This window comes from Brevundimonas sp., from assembly GCF_041648055.1.
Classification (GTDB): Bacteria; Pseudomonadota; Alphaproteobacteria; order Caulobacterales; family Caulobacteraceae; genus Brevundimonas.
On the sequence record NZ_JBAZPS010000002.1, the window covers coordinates 188,199 to 207,289 of the forward strand.

Genomic DNA, 19,091 nt, shown 5'->3' on the forward strand with positions numbered 1-19,091 from the left:
AGCGCTTTCGCACGATAGGTTTTTGACTGATGGCCAATAACGCCGGCGCCAAGAAGGCGATCCGCAAGATCGCCGCCCGCACCGAAGTGAACAAGGCGCGCCGCACGCGCGTCCGCACCTTCCTGCGCAAGTTCCAGGAAGCCGTTTCGGGTGGCGACGCCGGTGCCGCCAAGACCGCCTTCATCGAGGCCCAGTCCGAGCTGATGCGCGCCGTCTCCAAGGGCGTCGTTCACAAGAATACGGGCTCGCGCAAGGTCGGTCGTCTGGCCGCCCAGCTGAAGAAGATGTCGGCCGCCTGATCCATCGGGCACCGGACGGCCTTTCATAGGCCTGTCATTGTAAAGATCAGTGATTTCAACGGCGAGAGGGCTCAGGCTCTCTCGCCGTTGGCACGTGCGCGGCTAAGCGATTGAGCGCGGAATCGGGTCGCCGATTATGGTGAACACGGTTTTTTTCCAAGCCGCTCCGGGCTTTAGCGGAGTCAACGATTTTAACTTCAATTCTGACCGCGAATCAGCGTTGACGCCCCCCGCTCGGGGCGTAAGTTTGGGGCTCTGACGCACTTCCATCCCCTCACGGATGAAGACGGCGCGAGACCTGATTTCGCGGCGGCGTGAGACGCCTTTTCAAGAGTTCGACCCCACCGTTGAAGCACCGCTTCGAGGGACCGGAGAAGTCGTGCCTTGGCTCAGGCGGCTCTGCGAAGCGTGTTCGGTGATGGGTTTCTAATGCGGGTGGCTGAACGATGACTGGGGGCGCAATGATGGCGGGGATGACGGATCCGGATCACATCTGGACCGAGGCGGCGAGCCGTCTTCGGGCCGAGATCGGCGACGGGCCTTTCAGCTCCTATATTGCGCCGTCGGCCGTGCGCGCCGATGGGGCCGGCCAGCTGATCCTGGTGACGCCGACCGCCTATGCCCGCGACTGGGTGCGCAAGAACGCCCTGCGCCGCATGAATGAGCTGTGGCTGGGCCTCGATGGCCTGAACCGCCGTCTGGACGTCCGCTGCCGTGCCGAGATGGGCTCTGTCGCTCCTGCCTCCCAGGTCGCCGCCGGCCGGGCCGAGGGTGCTGCCGTGCCCACACCACATTCATCCCCCATCCCGATGCCGACCGTGGCCCCCGTGGCCGATGGCGAGCGCGCCGTCCGCGCCGCCGGCCTGCAGGACCGGCTGACCTTCGACAGTTTCGTGGAAGGCCAGGGCAATGCCTTTGCCTTGGCCATCGCCCGCCAGGCCGCCGCCTGGGCCGACGGCCACTTCAATCCGATCTTCTTCTGCGGCCCCTATGGCTACGGCAAGACCCACCTGCTGAACGCCATCGCCTGGGAGGCCCAGCGCCTGCGTCCGGACGCCAAGGTGGTCTATCTGACCGCCGAACGCTTCCTGTCGACCTTCGTGCGAGCGATGCAGGACCGCTCGACTGCCGCCTTCAAGGAAAGCCTGCGCAGCGCCGACATGCTGCTGATCGACGACGTCCAGTTCGTCGGCGGCAAGGCCTCCACCCAGGAAGAGCTGCTGGCCACGCTCACCTGCCTGATCGAGGACGGCAAGAAGATCGTGCTGTCCGCCGACCGCCCGCCCATGGCCCTGACCGAGGTCGAGCCGCGCCTGCGCAGCCATCTGGCCTCGGGCCTGACCTGCCCGGTCGAGCCCGCCGACCGCCAGCTGAAATTGGCCGTCGCCCGCAACCGTTTGCAGGCCCTGGCCCGTCTCGGCGTCGTCTCGGGCGAGGTCCAGGCCGATGTGCTGGAACATCTGGTTGACCGCACCCCCGGCTCGATGCGCGAGCTGGAGGGGGCCGTGAACACCCTGGCCGCCGTCGCCGGCGCCCGCCTGTCCACCCTGGGCGTCGACGAGACGCAAGGCCTGCTCGGCTCTGCCCTGCGCGGGGGCCCCGAGCGCCGCATCACCGTCGACGAGATCCAGAAGACGGTTGCCGACCACTTCAGCCTGAAACAGGCCGACCTGCTGAGCGAACGCCGCACCCGCGCCGTGGCCCGCCCCCGCCAGATCGCCATGTGGCTGTGCAAACAGCACACCACCCGGTCCTACCCCGACATCGGACGCCGCTTCGGTGGCCGCGACCACACCACGGTTCTTCACGGCGTGCGCAAGGTCGAGGAACTGATCGCCGCCGACGACCAGATCGCGCGGGACGTCGAGACGCTGACGCGCAAGCTGAGAGGTTAGGGAACAGGGTCCAGGTTCTAGGTTTTAGGGATTGTCCACAGGTGCCCGCGACATCCTCCCTGGAACCTAACCCCTAGCCCCTAGACCCTTCCTTGCTCCCCGCCACCAATCCGCTAGTGTCCAAGGCCCTTATCTTCGCGGCGACGCCTGAGTCGCCGCCGGCGGGCGAGACCACATGCAGCTGACCATCGAACGATCCGCGCTCCTCAAGGCCCTTGGCCACGTCCAGAGCGTCGTCGAACGCCGCAACACCATCCCCATCCTGTCCAACGTCCTGCTGTCCGCCGGGCGCGACAAGCTGGCCTTTGCCGCCACCGATCTGGACATGGAGATGGTTGACGAGGCCGAGGCCCAGGTCCAGGTCGAGGGTCAGATCACCGCGCCTGCCCACACCCTGTACGAGATCATCCGCAAGCTGCCGGACGGTGCCGAGGTCTCTCTGACCTACAACGGCGACGATCCTCGCCTGACGGTCTCGGCCGGACGGTCCAAGTTCAACCTGCCGGTCCTGCCCGCAGGCGACTTCCCGGTCATGTCGACCGACACCTCCGGCTCCCGCTTCGCCCTGCCCAAGGAAGACCTGGCCCGGCTGATCGACAAGACCCGTTTCGCCGTCTCGACCGAGGAGACGCGCTACTATTTGAACGGACTTTACCTGCACACGGTGGCCGAGGCCGGCATTCCCCTGCTGCGCGCCGTCGCCACCGACGGCCACCGCCTGGCCCTGGCCGAGACGCCCGCGCCCGAGGGCGCGGCCGGCAGCCCCGGCGTCATCGTGCCGCGCAAGACCATCGATCAGGTCCGCCGCCTGCTGGACGACGGCTCGGGCCCGGTCGAGGTGATGGTGTCGCCCCAGAAGATCCGCTTCGAGTTCGGCCAGGCGTCCCTGACCTCCAAGGTCATCGACGGCGCCTTCCCCGACTATATGCGCGTCATCCCCAAGGGGAACGACAAACAGGCCGACATCGACAACGCGGTCTTCGCTTCCGCCGTCGACCGCGTGGCCACCATCTCGGCCGAGAAGAGCCGCAGCGTGAAACTGGCCTTCGACCTGGACCGGGTCACCCTGACCGTGCGCAACATGGAGGCCGGGCAGGGGGTCGAGGAGGTCGAGATCGGCTATTCCGAGGAGCCTTTCGAAATCGGCTTCAACGCCCGCTACCTGCTGGACGTCGCCGGCCAGATCACCGGCGAGACCGCCCACTTCAAATTCGCCGACCCCGCCAGCCCGACCCTGGTGCTCGATCCGGGCGATCCGGGCGTGCAGTATGTGTTGATGCCGCTTCGGGTGTGACCGCAGTCGAGGCCGAGGGCGTCGTCGTAAGGGTAGATCGCGGCAAGACTCTGATCTCGCTCTCGATCATGATCGCCTTGGTGCTCTTTCTCGGCGCAAGCCTCTACCCTGTCTTGGCGGGTTCAAATGCTCTGGTGTTTGCCGACCTGGGCGGCCCGGTACAGACGATTGTTGCGCTTATTCTCGGCCTCAGCGCCATCTTGATTTCTGCGATTATCGGAGGGCTTGTCGTCAGTCTGTTTCGACCGCCCTATCTGGTGCTGACAGCCGATGGGATAGAGATTTTCGGGTTATTGTCTCGCGCAACCGTCGCGTGGCGGGACATCGAGGCGATCGAGGTCGGCTATGACCGTCGGCGGCATCGGCAGTTTGTCGGCTTTCGCTACAGGCGTGGCGCGAACCCGCTCGGCTCGACAGATGGAGCCTTGCAACAGGCAATCGGTTTCGGTTGGCCGGGTCGCCCTGAAGACTTCGCAAGCCAGCTCGAAGAATGGCGGCTGCGTTACGCATGATGATCGACGTCTTCGCAATGATAACTTTGTAGGGTCGGCCCTTGATCACCACCCTCACCCTCACCGACTTCCGCTCCTACGCCTCGGCTACCTTGCCGATCCAGGCGGGCACGGTCGTGCTTCACGGGCCGAACGGCGCGGGCAAGACCAATCTTCTGGAGGCGCTCAGCCTGTTCACGCCGGGCAAGGGTCTGCGCGGAGCGACGGCACCGGAGATGGGCCGGCGCGAACCCGGCGAGGCGACCGGCCGGGCCTGGGCCGTCGCGGCGGTGCTGACTGACGCGGAGGGCGAGACCAAACTCGGTACCGGCGTCCAGTCCGCAGGGGCCGCCCGCCGGATCGTCCGCATCGACGGAGAAACCGCGCCGCCCGGCCGCCTGCTGGATCACCTGCGCCCGGTCTGGGCCACGCCGGAACAGGACCGGTTGTTCTCCGACGCCCGCGCCGAGCGCCTGCGCTTCTTCGACCGGCTGGTCTTCGCCGCCGACCCGTCCCATGCCGCCGCCGTCTCGGCCTATGAGAAGGCCCTGCGCGAGCGGCTGCGCCTCCTGACCGACGGGGCCGAGGGCCAAAACTCTTCAGGAAGGTTGGCCGCCGACCCCCTGTGGCTCGATGCCCTGGAGATCCGCCTGGGCGAGGCCGGGGCCCGCGCCGCCCTGGCCCGCGCCGGTGCCCTGGCCACGCTCCAGACCGCCATCGACGCCCGCGCCGACCGCCCCTTCCCCCAGGCCGATCTGGGCCTGACCGGAGAGGCGGAGGGCCTTGCCGCCACCGGCTCCGACGCCGATGCCATCGCCGCCCACATCCGCGATGGCATGGCCCGCGCCCGCCCGCGTGACGCCGCCGCCGGCCGCTCCCTGTTTGGCCCGCACCGCTCCGATCTGACCGCGCTTCACCGCGAGAAGAACCGCCCCGCCGCCGAGGGCTCCTCCGGCGAGCAGAAGGCCTTGGTCCTCAATCTGATCCTCGCCCAGATCACCCGCCTCGCAGACCAGAGCGCACCCCCTGTCCTCCTGCTCGACGAAGCCCCCGCCCACCTCGACACCGCGCGCCGCGCCGCCCTGTTCGACGAGATCGAGGCCCTGGGTCTGCAGGCCTTCATGACAGGCACGGAGGCAGAGCTGTTTGCCCCGCTCAGGGGGCGTGCACAGTTTGTCCGCGTGGCAGACGGCAGGTTCGATGTGGCGTGAAGACGTCCCGGCGACGACAGGAAAAGCTCTGCTGATCTAGATGTGGATCGCATGCCCCAGGGCCCGCAGGCTTGCCTCGTGGAAGGCCTCGCCTAGCGTCGGGTGGACGTGGATGACGCCCGCGACATCTTCCAAGACCGCGCCCATCTCCAGCATCTGGGCGAAGCTGTTCGAAAGTTCGGCGACATGCTGACCGACGGCCTGTATGCCCAGAAGGCGGTGATCGGACTTCGATGCCAGCACGCGCACGAAGCCGCCGTCCTCGCCCGCCTCGATGGCGAGCGCCCGGCCGATAGCGGCCAGCGGGAAGACGGCCTGGATCACGTCGTCGCGGCCCTCGACGTCCAGCGGACCGAGACCTGCGGACACGATCTCCGGTTCGGTGAAGCAGACGGCGGCGATGGTCACCGGGTCGAACCGCCTGTCATGTCCGGCGACGATCTCCGCCACCACCTCGCCCTGGGCCGAGCCCTTGTGGGCCAGCATGGGTTCGCCGGTCAGGTCGCCGACGGCCCAGACGTTCTTCATGTTGGTGGCGCAGCGGTCGTCGATCTTCACGAACGGCCCGTCCATGGTCACGCCCATGTTTTCCAGACCCCAGCCCTTGGTGCGCGGACGGCGACCCACGGTGACCAGCACCTTGTCGGCGGGCAGCTGCATCGGCGTGCCGTCGCGCGTGGTGATGGACAATTGCCCGTCACCGAACCCGCCGGCCTTGGCCCCCAGATGCAGTTCGACGCCATGCTTCTCCAGCCATTTGGCGACCGGATCGGTCAGGGCCTTGTCATAGAGCGGCAGAATACGGTCGGCCATTTCGACGATGGCGACCTGGGCCCCCAGCTTGCGATAGGCGATGCCCAGCTCCAGCCCGATATAGCCGCCGCCGACGACGACCAGCCGCTCCGGCACCGCATCCAACGACAGGGCCTCGGTCGAGGAGATGACGTCGCCGCCGAACTTCAGGAACGGCAGCTCGACCGGCTCGGACCCCGTGGCCAGGATGACGTGTTCGGCGCTGATGACGATGTCGCCGTCATCCGTCTTCACCGTGCAGGTCTTGGCGTCGGAGAAGTGGGCCCAGCCCTTGATGACCTTGACCCTGGCCTTCTTCAGCAAGGCCGCGACCCCGCCGTTCAGCTTTCTGACGATCCCGTCCTTCCAGGTGACCGTCTGGGCCAAGTCGATGACCGGGTCCGCCACGGTGATGCCCAGCGTCCCGCCATTGGCGGCCTTGCTGACCGTCTCGAACTTGGACGCCGCATGGATGATGGCCTTGGACGGAATGCAGCCGACGTTCAGGCAGGTCCCGCCCAGCCCGTCGCCGCCGTCCACAAGAATGGTGTCGAGCCCCAGCTGGCCGCAGCGGATACCGGCGACATAGCCGCCGGTGCCAGCACCGATGATGAGGACTTTGGTTTTGAGGGTCTGGGTCATTGAAGTTCTGTCTTGCGAAGCCGAGCGGCAGCAGCCCGAAGTTGAGTGGGGATTTGACGGTCAGTGACCATCCAGAGCGGCACGGCTGAGACGATTTCCGGCCGCCCCCGGTTCAAAAGACGGCGCCACCAAGGGAGTTTTCGAGCATAGAATATCGCAGACTCGCCTATCGCCGGGTAAGGGGTCGAGCCACAGTTATTGCCAAAATTCGGCGCGTAGACATCGCCGATTTGCTGCCTGCTCACCACTCCCTTTAGCGAGACCACCGGCGAGAGGCTCGTCGCTATTCGATTCTCGTCGATCACTCGAAGCAGGCGTACCTCAGCAAGAAACACGTAGTCAGCATCTCTCCAAAGCGCTCGCTGTCTGGCCAATTCGTCACGTTGAATCCGACGCTCTACAAAAGCGCGCAGTTCAGTGTCGCTCAACCCTGGCGGCGGCTCATCTTCAGCCGATGTGATGATTGTGCAGGCAAATGCTGACGAGCTCACGCAGGTAGCCATAACAAGCGCCGCGATCAGCCGAAGCACCGCCCTAGCCCATCCACAACGTCGCGGGATGCTCCAGCAGGCCCTTGATCCGCTGGACGAAGACCGCCGCGTTGTGGCCGTCGACGATGCGGTGGTCGAAGCTGGAGGACAGGTTCATAATCTTGCGCACGACCATCTGGCCCTCCCGCACCACGACCCGCTCAGCGATCTTGTTGGGGCCGATGATGGCGACCTCCGGGTGGTTGATGATCGGGGTGTGGACCACCCCGCCCAGCGTGCCCAGCGAGGTGATGGTGATGGTCGAGCCGGACAGTTCCTCGCGCTTGGCCGACCCGTCCTTGGCCGCGCCCGACACGCGCGCGATCTCGGCGGCGGTGTCGTAAGGGTCGCGTGCCTCGGCATGACGCACCACCGGCACCATCAGGCCGTTCGGGGTCTGGGCGGCGATGCCCAGATGCACGGCGGCGTGGGTGGTCAGGACCCCGGCCTCGTCATCATAGTGGCTGTTGATCGTCGGCTGATCGCGCAGGGCCACCACGATGGCGCGGGCGATGAAGGGCAGGACGTTCAGCTTTCCTTTGCCCGTCGTCTTGGCCTGGGCATTCAGATGGGCACGCAGTTCCTCCAGCGCCGTGACGTCGATCTCTTCCACATAGGTGATGTGCGGAATGCGCCGCACGCTCTCGGCCATCTTCTCCGCGATCTTGCGGCGCAGGCCGATGATGCGGACCTCCGTCGTGCCCTCGGCCTTCGCATAGGTCGAGGCCGATGCTCCGGACACGGACGATGACTGGCTCGCGCCGGACACGAAGGCGTCCAGATCGGCATGGTCGATCCGGCCCGCGGGGCCGGAGCCGGGCACGAACTGGAGGTTGATCCCCATGTCGCGGGCGCGGTTGCGGACGGCGGGGGAGGCCAGCGGGCGCTGGTTGCGGTCGGAGAGGGTGCGGGCCTTGGCCCCCTCCCCCGCTTCGCGGGTACTCCCCCCAACGGGGGGAGAATGGGGAGTCGGGGACGATTTAGTTCCTCCCCCATCGGGGGTGGAGGAGAGGTCGGCGGAGCCGGCCTGACGACCGGACCGCGTCTTCGCGGTGGAGGGGGCCGGGGCAGGCGCGGAAACCGAAGCAGGTTGCGGCGCAGCCGCCACATTCCCCTTGCCCTCGACATCGAACCCGACCAGCGGCCCGCCCACGGCGATCTGCTGTCCCGGCTGGCCATGCAGGGCCGCGACCGTGCCCGCGACCGGGCTGGTCAGCTCGACGGTCGCCTTGTCCGTCATGACCTCGGCCAGAAGCTGGTCTTCCTCGACCGCATCGCCGACCGCGACGTGCCAGGCGACCAGTTCCGCCTCGGCGGTGCCTTCACCGACGTCGGGCAGTTTGAAGACGTAGTTGCCGGACGTCGCCGCAGGCGCGGGCTCTGCAACCGGAGCAGCGGACGCGACAGGTTCTGCAGCAACTGGTTCCGCCGCGCTGGCAGGCGCAGAAGAAGGCTCGGCGGCCTCCGCCGCATTCCCCGCCCCCTCGACCTCGAACTCGACAATCGCCGAGCCGACCGCCGACATCACGCCGGGTTCGCCGTGCAGGGCCGTCACCTTGCCGGCCACGGGCGAGGTCAGTTCGACCGTCGCCTTGTCGGTCATGACGTCGACCAGCAGCTGGTCTTCCTCGACCGTGTCGCCGACCTTCACATGCCAGGCGACCAGTTCGGCCTCGGCGGTGCCTTCGCCCACGTCGGGCAGTTTGAAGACGAAACGACCCATCTCAGCGACCTCCCGTCATGACGGACTTCAGGGCATCGGCAACGCGCTGCGGGCCGGGGAAATATTCCCACTCATAGGCATGAGGATACGGCGTATCCCAGCCGGCGACGCGGGCGATGGGGGCTTCCAGATGATAGAAGCACCGCTCCTGCACCAGGGCCGACAGCTCCGCGCCATAGCCTGACGTCTTGGGGGCCTCGTGCACGATGACGCAGCGGCCGGTCTTCTTCACGCTGGCCTCGATGGCCTCGATATCCAGCGGCACGAGCGAGCGCAGGTCGATGACTTCGGCGTCCACGCCCGCATGCTCGGCCCCGGCCAGCGAGACCCAGACCATGGTGCCATAGGCCAGGATGGTGACGTCGCTGCCCTCGCGCATGATCCGCGCCTTGCCGATCGGCTCGACATATTTGCCGGTCGGGACCTGGGCCAGATCCTGCGCCTTCCAGGGGCTGACGGGGTTCTGGTGCCAGCCGTCGAAGGGGCCGTTGTAAAGGCGTTTCGGCTCGAAGAAGACGACCGGATCGTCGTCCTCGATCGCGGCGGTCAGCAGACCCTTGGCGTCATAGGGGTTGGACGGGATGACGACCTTCAGCCCCGCGATATGAGTGAACAGGCTCTCAGGGCTCTGGCTGTGGGTCTGGCCGCCGAAGATGCCGCCGCCATAGGGGCTGCGGATGGTGATCGGGCTGGTGAACTGACCGCCCGAGCGATAGCGCATCTTGGCCGCCTCGCTGACGATCTGGTCGTAGGCGGGATAGATATAGTCGGCGAACTGGATCTCCACGACCGGACGCAGACCGTAGGCCCCCATGCCGATGGCGGCGGCCACGATACCGCATTCGCTGATGGGCGCATCGAAGCTGCGGGTCAGCCCATGCTTCTGCTGCAGCTGGTCCGTGACGCGGAAGACGCCGCCGAAATAGCCCGCATCCTCGCCGAAGCTGAGGACGTCAGGGTCCTCGGCCATCTTGACGTGCAGGGCCGAGTTCAGCGCCTGGATCATGTTCATCGGCTGAACGCCCGGCTTGTCCGAGGTCTCGGACTTCGGGGCCGCATTCTGGTCGACCATATCGGGCTCGATGCCGTCGGTGCGGTCGGACTCGGTGAAGGTTTGCTCGCTCATGATCAGACCCCGACCTCGCCGCGCTGTTCGGCGATACGCCAGTCTTCGGTGGCGAAGACCTCGTTGAACATCTCCTTCACGCTGGGACGCGACTGACCCAGGGTGCCGATGGCCTCGGATTCCTTGCCGGCGGCCCGGACCTGGGCGACCGCATCGGCCTCCGCCTCGGCCTGAGCTTCGTCCGACCATTCGCCGATCGCGATCAGATGCTGCTTCAGGCGCACGACCGGATCGCCCAGAGGCCACTTCTCGTGCTCGTCGCCGGGACGATAGCGGCTGGGATCGTCGGAGGTGGAGTGTGGGGCCCCGCGATAGGTGAACAGCTCGATCACCGTCGCGCCCTGATTGGTCCGTGCCCGTTCCTCGGCCCACTGGGTCGCGGCCCAGACGGCCAGGAAGTCGTTGCCGTCGACCCGCAGTGCGGGCAGGCCATAGCCGATGGCCTTGGACGCAAAGGTCGTCTCCAGACCGCCGGCGATGCCCTGGAAGGAGCTGATGGCCCACTGGTTGTTGACGATGTTCAGGATCACCGGCGCGCGATAGACGGCCGCGAAGGTCAGGGCGTTGTGGAAGTCGCCCTCCGCCGTCGCGCCGTCGCCGATCCAGGTGATGGCGATCTTGTCATCACCCTTGTAGGCGCTGGCCATGGCCCAGCCCACGGCCTGGGGAACCTGCGTCCCCAGATTGCCGCTGATGGTGAAGAAGCCATAGTCCTTGGCCGAATACATGATCGGCAGCTGGCGGCCTTTGATCGGGTCTTCGGCGTTGGAATAGATCTGGTTCATCATGGTCGCCAGCGGATAGCCGCGCGCGATCAGAAGCCCCTGCTGGCGATAGGTCGGGAAGCCCATGTCCTCGCGCGACAGGATCATGCCCTGAGCCACCGCGATGGCCTCTTCGCCCGTGCACTTCATGTAGAAGCTGGTCTTGCCCTGGCGGTGGGCGCGATGCATCCGGTCGTCGAAGGCGCGGGTCAGGATCATCGCCTTCAGGCCCTTCTTCAGGGTCTCGGCGTCCAGGCGCGGATTCCACGGCCCGACGGCCTGTCCCTGATCGTCCAGGACGCGCACCAGGCGAAAGGCGTGATCGCGCATGTCATAGGGCGCGGTCGACACCTCGGGCCGGTCGACGGCTCCGGCCTCGTCCAGTTTCAGATGACTGAAATCGGTGGGGTCGCCCGGACGGCCCGAAGGCTCCGGCACACGCAACGACAGGGGTTGGCTATTGGGCTTGTTCATTCCGTCCTGCTGTCCGGTTGATCCGACCGCGTTTTCCTCGTGATCGCCGTGTTAGCATGAGGCGCTGGCCAAGGCTCGCCCAATTTCACCTTGCACTCTGCGGTTCACGGGTATTTTATTGCCCTATAATAACAATGGGAGAAACGCATTGGCTGACGATCTGGATCCCGTCGACGCCCGCATCCTGGATATCCTGCAACAGGACGCCGGACTGTCGGTTGCCGAGGTCGCCGAACGTGTGGGCCTGTCCGCCTCGCCCTGCTGGCGCCGGATCAAGCGGCTGGAGGACACGGGCTTCATCAGGAAGCGTGTGACCCTGCTGGACGCGGGCCTGCTGGGCCTGGATTTCGAGGTCTATGCCATCGTCAAGCTCAGCCTGCCGTCCACCGAAAACCTGAACATCTTCGACGCCGCCGTGGCCCAATGGCCCGAGGTGGTGCAATGCGCGACGATCACCGGGCGCGAGGACTATGTGCTGCGGATCATCACCTCCGACATGCATGCCTTCGACCAGTTTCTGAGGAACAAGCTGCTCAGCCTGGGCATCGTCTCGGACTGCGAGAGCCACATCGTCACCCGCGGCGTGAAGAACGTCACCACCCTGCCGCTGGGTATCGTCACCCCTCACGTCGGCTAGCCGTATCCTCCTCTCGCCAGGCCTGGTGGATTCCGGTGCCCGGAACTGCAAAGCTGCGGCTTCGTCACCTGGGAGGGGATATGCCGCACGGATTGTTTTTGCGCGTGAAGAGCCTGTCGCTCACGCTTGCGATGCTGGGCACCGCCTGCCTGGTGCCTGGCCCCGCTGTCGCCGGGAGCCAATCTGGAGAGGTGCACACCCGAAACCAGAGCGCCGCGCCTGCGACCGAGAGCGACGTCATGGCCTTTCGTCGTCTCCGCACCGAAGCCATCGCAGCCGCCACCGCCGATGATCTGGACCTCGCGGCGGCCTTGCTGGCCCAGGCCGACGGGCGGATCCCCAATCACCCGGGTCTGATGGCGCTGCAGGCACGGGTCGACGCGGCGCGAGGAAACGGGGCAGGCGCGATCAGCCATCTGCAGCGCTATGCGCGTGCAGGCTTCATCATGAATCTTGAACGGGACGCGGCCCTGTCGGCCCTGTCGGACATGCCGGGTTTTGCGCAGGCTGCGGATCGGATCACGGCCAACGCGCTGCCCATCGGTGCCGATCGGCTGTCGATCCTGGCTTCCGTGCCGGGGGCGGGCCTGATCGAAGGCGTCGTGCGTGACGAAGCCGGGGAGGGCTGGCTTGTTTCCCGGGTCGCCGGACGTGACATCCTCAGGCTTCGAGGCACAGAGTTCACGACCTTTGTCGGTGCGACCCCCTCGATCGAAGGCCTCCTGGGACTGGCACTGGATACCGATACAGGGGTCCTGTGGGCCGCCAGCAGTCCGGCTCCACCCGCCGTTCATGCCCGCCAGGGCCCGACCGGCCCGGCGGCCCTTCTGCAGATCGGCCTGGACGACGGCCGCGTCCGGGGCGTCTATCCCGTGCCTGATGAACCCGGGCTCGAGGCTCGTGAACATGGCCTGGGTGATGTCGCGGTCCACCCTGATGGCACCGTCTATGTGTCCGACGGTCTGGCCGGTGAGGTCTATCGCCTGGCCCCGTCCGGAGCGGCGCTCGAAACCCTCGTCGCCTCGGGGACCCTGGGTTCGCCACAGGGGCTGGTGGTGACGCCGGATGGCACGGCGCTGGTGATCGCCGACTATTCCTCCGGCCTGTGGCGGGTCGCCCTCGGCGGCGGCGTACCTTCACGCATGGTGGTGCCTGCGGATGCCGGCCTGATCGGCATCGATGGGCTGATGACAGATGGCCAGTCACTCTACGCGCTCCAGAATGGAACCGCCCCCCAACGGGTCCTCAGGCTTGTGCCCGATGCCGACTGGACGCGGATCGATACGGTAGAGGTGCTGGCCGCCAATCTCCCTCAGATCGCCGAACCCACGACAGGTCTGGTGGCAGGGGGTGAACTCGTGTTTGTATCACGCTCGCAATGGAGTGATTTCGCCGCTGACGGATCGCTGCGTACGCCTGAACCTGCCCCGGGTATCATTGCGCGCCTGCGGCTCGACTGAAGGAAACACCGATGATCGAGATGGTGATCGACGCGCGGCGCAAGGATCTTGGCGGCTTCGAGGTGGGACGCGTGCTGCCGTTTCACAGCCGCCGGATGGTCGGCCCCTTCATCTTCCTGGACCAGATGGGCCCGGCGGAGTTCGCAGCGGGGTCGGAGGCCATCAACGTCCGCCCGCATCCCCACATCGGCCTGTCGACCCTGACCTATCTGTTCGAGGGCGAGATCATGCACCGGGACAATACCGGCGCGACCCAGGCCATCCGTCCGGGCGAGGTCAACTGGATGACGGCCGGCAAGGGCATCGTCCATTCCGAGCGCACCGATCCGCTGAAGAAGGCGCAAGGCGGTCCCATGCACGGCATGCAGGCCTGGATCGCCCTGCCGGACGAGGCCGAGGAGGTCGATCCCAGCTTCCATCACCACGGCGAAGCGGATCAGCCCGCCTATGACAACAACGGCCTGTTCGCACGGCTGGTCGCGGGCGAGGCCTACGGGGCCAGGGCGGCGGTGAAGACCTCGTCGCCCCTGTTCTACATCCACTGGGAACTGGCCGAGGGGGTGCGCACCGCGCCGCCGCCGGGCAAGAGTTTCGTCGGCTCCGGCGGCTATTCCGAACGCGCCCTCTATATCGCCAAGGGCGAGATCGAGGTCGGCGACCGCACCTTCCACGAGGGTCAGATGGTCGTGCTGGAGCCAAACGCCGAGCCGACCATCAAGGCCATCCGCCCGTCCAGCGTCATGGTCCTGGGCGGGGAGCCGGTCGGCGAGCGGCTGATCTGGTGGAATTTCGTCTCCTCCAGCCAGGCCCGACTGGATCAGGCCAAGGCCGACTGGAAGGCCGGGCGCATGAGCCTGCCAGACGATGACTCTCTGGAGTTCATCCCCCTGCCTGACGTGCCCTCGACGCAGGAGCCTGCGCCGAAGCCGGAGCCGACCCACCCGGTGTAAGCGACGCACGACCGATTCTGACGCAGCGTCGTGTCAGCCTGTGCGCATGACCGATGCCTCGCCAGAACCCGCATCCGCCTCTGCGCCCCGACGTATCCGCCCGGACATCGTCTGGGACAGGGCCAGAGATGACTATCTGGCCGGGGCCACGGCCGAAGAGGTCTGCCGCCGCCACGACCTAGGCCTGTCCGCCTTCAAGGTTCGTGCGCGTCAGGGCTGTTGGCGTCGCTCGGATCAGCCCGCGCCCGATCCGGTCGAGGACGACATCGATCTGGACTCGCCCGCCGAACCTCGCAGTCGCATGCTGGACAAGGCCTGGCGGCGCGTATCCCATGCGCTGGATACGGGTCGCTCGACCGAGGCGATGCGATGGATGCGGGTCCACGCCATGCTGCTGGCTGCCGAACGCAGCGAGGCCCGCGAGCGCGACTGGAATTCGGCCGAAGAGATGCGGGCCATCACCCGCACGGCTCGCGGCATAGAGGCCCAGGCCACCTCGATGATCCGCCAGATCCAGGCCGAAAATCCGCTTCGAAAGCCGCAAGTGCACACAGTGCACTCGAAAAAACCCGCTCCCGCTGCATCCACCCCACCCGACCCCGACGAGCCCGGCCTCAGCCGCGCCGAGCGACGACGACGGCTCAAATATCGCGCCAAAGGTCCTTGAGAAGGTGTTGGGGCCCACTGGGCGCGCGGACCTGCCGGTCCTCAGTCTTCACCGTGCCACGACCCAGTCCACCACCGTCGAAAGCGCCTGCGGAGCGATGGTGGTCTCGATGGCCTCGTACTCATTGGGCAGACCCGTCACGGCGGGCTGCATCAGATGGTTCAGATCGGGCAGGACGACCACCTCGGCATCGGGCTTGAGGCGGGATAGCACGGGCGCATTCTGATCGGCCGGCACCTGCACGTCCTTGCCGCCGTAAAGCGCCAGAAGCGGCACATCCAGACCGGCCAGGGCCGGGCCGGGGTCGTGGGCGATGAACCAGCGCGTCCAGGCACTGCCGGTCTGGCGGGCCTGCTCCTGGCGCTGTGCCACCGACAGTCCGGCGTCTGCGAGAACGGCATCCACCGCCGCGATGGTTGCGTCGGCGCTGGACGCATTCTCTTCCACGGCGCTCATGATGCGGGCCTGTATGGCGACATTGGAATCGACCACTGCCGGCGCGATCCCCATGGCGACCTGGGTGACACGGGACTGTTCGGTCAGCAGCGCCCCGCCCGACACGGCGGGTCCGGCCAGCATGACCACCCAGGCGACCGGCACGCCTTCCTGTGCCACCAGCGGCGCGATCGTACCGCCCTCGCTGTGACCGATCAGGCCGATGCGTCGCCCGTCGATCTCGGGCCGTGCGGCCAGGTATGCAAACGCCGCATCGGCATCGGTGGCGAAATCGGCGCTGGTCGCCGCCGCGAACTCACCCGTAGAGCCGGCGGTACCCCGGTCGTCATAACGCAGCACGGCAATGCCACGCCGGGTCAGGGCATCGGCCCAGACCGCGAAGGGCTTGTGGCCAAAGACCGTCTCGTCCCGGTCCTGAGGACCTGAACCACTGATCAGGATCGCCGCCGGAAACGGCCCGTTCCCTTGCGGCAAGGTCAGCGTCCCGGCCAGTCGCACGCCGGGAGCGTTCGCATTGTCAAAGGCGACCTCCTCGGCGCGATAGGGATACGGCGGCAAAGGGTTCTGGGGTCGGACCAGTTCGGCGACCGTGGCGCTCATGCGGGTCAGGACCAGCGGCAGGGTCACCCCGCCTTGCGACAGGACTCCCGTCAGGACTGCACCGTCGTCCGAGCGGCGTCCTTCGAACCGACCTCCCAGCGCAGGCACGGTCAGCCGCACGACACCGCCCTCTACCGTCGGGGTCTCCACCGGAATGTCGCGCGCACCCTGATCGGGGCTGTCCATGACGGCCGTCCCGTCTGGCCGGATGCGGAAGACGATGCGGATGGACTGGCCGCCGACGGCCAGTGGGCCTTCCCATGTTCCGGCCAGATCGCCGGCGGGTGTGGTGGCCTGTGCAGGCGAAACGGCGACGGCGACGGTTCCCAGGATGGATGCGGCGATGATCATGGTGGCCCCCTGAACGACATGGCTGTGCCAGCTTAGGGCGCTGCGGACGCCCTCGACAACCTCGTGGGTCTTGATTGACAACGCCCTCGACCCGATCTGGCGTCCATGACCGATTTCTCAGTGCTTGACCTGTCGCCCATCGTGGAGGGCGGCGACGCCTCGCGTGCGCTCGCGGAAACCACCGCCTATGCCCAGGCGGCCGATCGGCTGGGCTTCAAGCGGTTCTGGCTGGCCGAACACCACAATATGCCGGGCATCGCCAGCTCGGCCACCGCCGTGGTGATCGGCCATGTGGCAGGGGCGACGACGACGATCCGCGTCGGTTCCGGCGGTGTCATGCTGCCCAATCATCCGCCTTTGGTCATCGCCGAACAGTTCGGCACCCTGGCGTCCCTCTATCCCGACCGGATCGATCTGGGTCTGGGCCGCGCGCCGGGCACGGACGGCGAGACGGCGCGGGCCCTGCGCCGCTATTTCGAGGCGGCGGACCAGTTTCCGCGCGACGTGCTGGAGCTTCAGGCCTTTCTGGACGATCCCGTCGACGGCCAGCGCGTCACGGCCTGGCCGGGCGCAGGCACGAAGGTGCCGATCTGGCTTCTGGGGTCCAGCCTGTTCAGCGCCGAACTGGCCGCCCACCTGGGCCTGCCCTTTGCCTTCGCCAGCCATTTCGCGCCCGAGCTGCTGATGCAGGCGCTGCAAACCTATCGCGCCGGTTTCCGCCCGTCGAAGGTTCTCAGCGAACCGCACAGTCTGGCGGTCATCAACGTCTTCGCCGCCGAGACGGATGCCGCGGCCCTGCGCCTGTCCACCAGCATGCAGCAGGCCTTTGCCGCCGTGGTCACTGGCAAGCCGGGTCGGGTCAAGCCACCCGTGGACGACATCACCACCGTGCTGGACCCGCGCCAGATCGCCGCCGTCCAGAGCCGCCTGACCTATGCCGCCATCGGCGGGCGCGACACGGTGCGCGACAAGCTGGCCGCCTTCGCCAATCAGACCGGCGTGGACGAGGTCATGGTCACCGGCATGGTGTACGATCTGAACGACCGTGTCCGCAGCCTTGAGATCACGGCCGAGGCTGTGGCGGGTCTATAGGCCAGCAAGGAAGTCCAGCAGCAGCCGGTTGACCTCCACCGGCCGCTCCTGCTGCAGCCAGTGACCGGACCCGGCCAGCACATGCGAACCGCGCAGGCCTGAAAGCCAGTCCTTCAGCCCTGCCTCATGCTGACCCGAATAGTGGCGAACCGGGTCGCGCTCGCCGACGAGGAAGAGCGCCGGCTGAAGAATGCGCTGATCCTGCACAAACGCCGTCAGGGCCCAGTTGCGGTCCAGGTTTCGATACCAGTCGATCGGCCCCTTGAAGCCGCCCTGCGCAAAGGCATCGACATACTCCTGAAAATGGGCGTCGCTCATCCACGGCGGCAAGGTGGCGTCTTCCGGGACCGTCGATAGAAAGTCCTGACCGGCCGGAATGAAGCCGGTCGACTGCCGCGCATCCGGCGTCGCCCCGTCATAGGCATAGAAGCCCTTGCGCAGGCCTGCCGCGACATCGGCCTCGAAGATGGCGTGCGCATCCGGAGCCTGGAACTGGTTGATATAGAGCTCGCCCAGACCCGCCCGCTTGGCGATGGCGGCCATGGCCGGGGTCGGGGGACCACCCGGTCGGCGCGGCTGGAACGGTACGGACAGACCCGCCACCGCCCGGAACATGTCCGGACGCAGCAAGGCACAGTGCCAGGCCACCGGCGCCCCCCAGTCGTGTCCCACGACCACGCACTGCGTCCGGCCCAGCGCCCGCACCAGGGCGACCATGTCCCCGACCAGATGCAGGATGGAATAGTCGGCTGCGGCCTCCGGCTTGTCCGTCGCCCCATAGCCGCGCATGTCGGGCGCGACGGCGTGATATCCCGCCTCGGCCAGCGCCTCGACCTGCGCGCGCCAGCTGATGCCCAGCTCGGGAAAGCCGTGGATGAACAGGACCAGAGGGCCGGTCCCAGCCTCAAGGACCGACTGGCTGATAGTATCGGTCTGGATCAGGCGCGTTTGCATGGCCGCCACCCGATCATTCCCGGGCGAAGTCCGCAAGAGCGCTAAAGCACCGCCCCGGTCGTCCGCATGATCTCGGCGCGGAGCTCCGGCATGCCGTCGCCCTTCTCCGCCGAGGTGACGATCACCGCCGGATAGGCGGCGGGGCGTTTGGCGATGGCCTTCAGCGTTTCCGCCTGGACCTTGTCGGCCTCGCCCTTCTTCAGCTTGTCGGCCTTGGTCAGGATGATCTGATAGCTGACGGCGGCCAGGTCCAGCGCATCCAGCGCCTCATCGTCGACCTTCTTGAGCCCGTGGCGGCTGTCGATCAGTAGATAGACCCGCTTCAGCGTGACCCGCCCGCGCAGATAGTCGCGGCCCAGGTCCTGGAATTTCCTGACCGTCGTCTTGGACGCCTTGGCCCAGCCGTAGCCGGGCAGGTCGACCAGCCGCATCTTGCCGTCCAGATCGAAGAAGTTGACCTCGCGCGTGCGGCCCGGCTCGTTCGACGCCCGGGCCAGCTTGTGCATGCCGACCAGGCCGTTGATCAGGCTGGACTTGCCCACGTTGGACCGACCCGCAAAGGCCACCTCCGGCAGGTCAGGTTCCGGCAACTGCTCGATCTTGGCGCAGCCCATGACGAAGGTCGCGGGCCGCGCAAACAGGATACGGCCCTGTTCCAGTTCTTCGGGGGTGAAGTCTTCCAA

At 66.8% G+C, this 19,091-nt stretch carries 17 protein-coding genes; 10 read left to right on the forward strand and 7 right to left on the reverse strand.

What is annotated here, in order from left to right; genetic code table 11:
- The first annotated feature begins 29 nt into the window (after nucleotides 1-29).
- From rpsT to recF, 5 genes are all read left to right on the forward strand, one after another.
- On the forward strand, nucleotides 30-299 hold the full coding sequence (rpsT, locus tag WC585_RS07230; protein ID WP_373256991.1) for a 30S ribosomal protein S20: 270 nt from the start codon (nucleotides 30-32) through the stop codon (nucleotides 297-299).
- Nucleotides 300-772: 473 nt separating this feature from the next.
- The gene (gene dnaA / locus WC585_RS07235; protein WP_373256992.1) at nucleotides 773-2,194 is read left to right on the forward strand and encodes a chromosomal replication initiator protein DnaA; all 1,422 of its coding nucleotides are present in this window, start codon (nucleotides 773-775) and stop codon (nucleotides 2,192-2,194) included.
- 175 nt (nucleotides 2,195-2,369) lie between these two features.
- On the forward strand, nucleotides 2,370-3,488 hold the full coding sequence (gene dnaN / locus WC585_RS07240) for a DNA polymerase III subunit beta (RefSeq protein ID WP_373256993.1): 1,119 nt from the start codon (nucleotides 2,370-2,372) through the stop codon (nucleotides 3,486-3,488).
- A complete protein-coding gene (locus WC585_RS07245; RefSeq protein ID WP_373256994.1) occupies nucleotides 3,485-4,000 on the forward strand; it encodes a hypothetical protein in 516 nt (171 codons plus the stop codon). The genes dnaN and WC585_RS07245 overlap by 4 nt, the downstream gene beginning before the upstream one ends.
- A gap of 41 nt (nucleotides 4,001-4,041) precedes the next feature.
- The gene (gene recF, locus WC585_RS07250) at nucleotides 4,042-5,190 is read left to right on the forward strand and encodes a DNA replication/repair protein RecF (RefSeq protein WP_373256995.1); all 1,149 of its coding nucleotides are present in this window, start codon (nucleotides 4,042-4,044) and stop codon (nucleotides 5,188-5,190) included.
- Between the two features lie 36 nt (nucleotides 5,191-5,226).
- On the opposite strand, the gene lpdA is transcribed toward recF, so the two are convergent.
- The 4 genes from lpdA to WC585_RS07270 form a co-directional block, all read right to left on the reverse strand.
- The gene (gene lpdA, locus WC585_RS07255) at nucleotides 5,227-6,624 is read right to left on the reverse strand and encodes a dihydrolipoyl dehydrogenase (protein WP_373256996.1); all 1,398 of its coding nucleotides are present in this window, start codon (nucleotides 6,622-6,624) and stop codon (nucleotides 5,227-5,229) included.
- A gap of 534 nt (nucleotides 6,625-7,158) precedes the next feature.
- Nucleotides 7,159-8,877 (reverse strand): 2-oxo acid dehydrogenase subunit E2, encoded by a 1,719-nt coding sequence (locus WC585_RS07260; RefSeq protein ID WP_373256997.1) that lies wholly within the window; start codon nucleotides 8,875-8,877, stop codon nucleotides 7,159-7,161.
- A gap of 1 nt (nucleotide 8,878) precedes the next feature.
- A complete protein-coding gene (locus WC585_RS07265) occupies nucleotides 8,879-9,949 on the reverse strand; it encodes an alpha-ketoacid dehydrogenase subunit beta (protein ID WP_373257192.1) in 1,071 nt (356 codons plus the stop codon).
- Nucleotides 9,950-10,005: 56 nt separating this feature from the next.
- Nucleotides 10,006-11,241: a 3-methyl-2-oxobutanoate dehydrogenase (2-methylpropanoyl-transferring) subunit alpha gene (locus WC585_RS07270; RefSeq protein ID WP_373256998.1), complete on the reverse strand. Its 1,236-nt coding sequence runs from the start codon at nucleotides 11,239-11,241 to the stop codon at nucleotides 10,006-10,008.
- Between the two features lie 148 nt (nucleotides 11,242-11,389).
- On the opposite strand from WC585_RS07270, the gene WC585_RS07275 reads away from it, so the two are divergent.
- From WC585_RS07275 to WC585_RS07290, 4 genes are all read left to right on the forward strand, one after another.
- Nucleotides 11,390-11,878 carry an Lrp/AsnC family transcriptional regulator gene (locus WC585_RS07275; protein WP_373256999.1) on the forward strand — a complete coding sequence of 163 codons (489 nt, stop codon included), beginning with the start codon at nucleotides 11,390-11,392 and terminating at the stop codon, nucleotides 11,876-11,878.
- Nucleotides 11,879-11,982: 104 nt separating this feature from the next.
- A complete protein-coding gene (locus WC585_RS07280) occupies nucleotides 11,983-13,338 on the forward strand; it encodes an SMP-30/gluconolactonase/LRE family protein (RefSeq protein WP_373257000.1) in 1,356 nt (451 codons plus the stop codon).
- An 11-nt stretch (nucleotides 13,339-13,349) separates the two neighbouring features.
- Nucleotides 13,350-14,288: a pirin family protein gene (locus WC585_RS07285; protein ID WP_373257001.1), complete on the forward strand. Its 939-nt coding sequence runs from the start codon at nucleotides 13,350-13,352 to the stop codon at nucleotides 14,286-14,288.
- A 46-nt stretch (nucleotides 14,289-14,334) separates the two neighbouring features.
- Nucleotides 14,335-14,955 carry a hypothetical protein gene (locus tag WC585_RS07290; protein WP_373257002.1) on the forward strand — a complete coding sequence of 207 codons (621 nt, stop codon included), beginning with the start codon at nucleotides 14,335-14,337 and terminating at the stop codon, nucleotides 14,953-14,955.
- 48 nt (nucleotides 14,956-15,003) lie between these two features.
- On the opposite strand, the gene WC585_RS07295 is transcribed toward WC585_RS07290, so the two are convergent.
- On the reverse strand, nucleotides 15,004-16,443 hold the full coding sequence (locus WC585_RS07295) for an alpha/beta hydrolase family protein (protein WP_373257003.1): 1,440 nt from the start codon (nucleotides 16,441-16,443) through the stop codon (nucleotides 15,004-15,006).
- A gap of 24 nt (nucleotides 16,444-16,467) precedes the next feature.
- Here WC585_RS07295 and WC585_RS07300 point away from each other — a divergent pair, with 24 nt between their 5' ends.
- Entirely contained in the window at nucleotides 16,468-17,454 is a 987-nt protein-coding gene (locus WC585_RS07300; RefSeq protein ID WP_373257004.1) for an LLM class flavin-dependent oxidoreductase, read from the forward strand.
- Here the strand turns inward: WC585_RS07300 and WC585_RS07305 are convergent.
- On the reverse strand, nucleotides 17,449-18,408 hold the full coding sequence (locus WC585_RS07305; protein ID WP_373257005.1) for an alpha/beta fold hydrolase: 960 nt from the start codon (nucleotides 18,406-18,408) through the stop codon (nucleotides 17,449-17,451). The two genes, WC585_RS07300 and WC585_RS07305, sit on opposite strands and share 6 nt — an antisense overlap.
- A 41-nt stretch (nucleotides 18,409-18,449) precedes the next feature.
- Complete coding sequence (yihA, locus tag WC585_RS07310; RefSeq protein WP_292170349.1) at nucleotides 18,450-19,091, reverse strand: ribosome biogenesis GTP-binding protein YihA/YsxC; 642 nt, start codon at nucleotides 19,089-19,091, stop codon at nucleotides 18,450-18,452.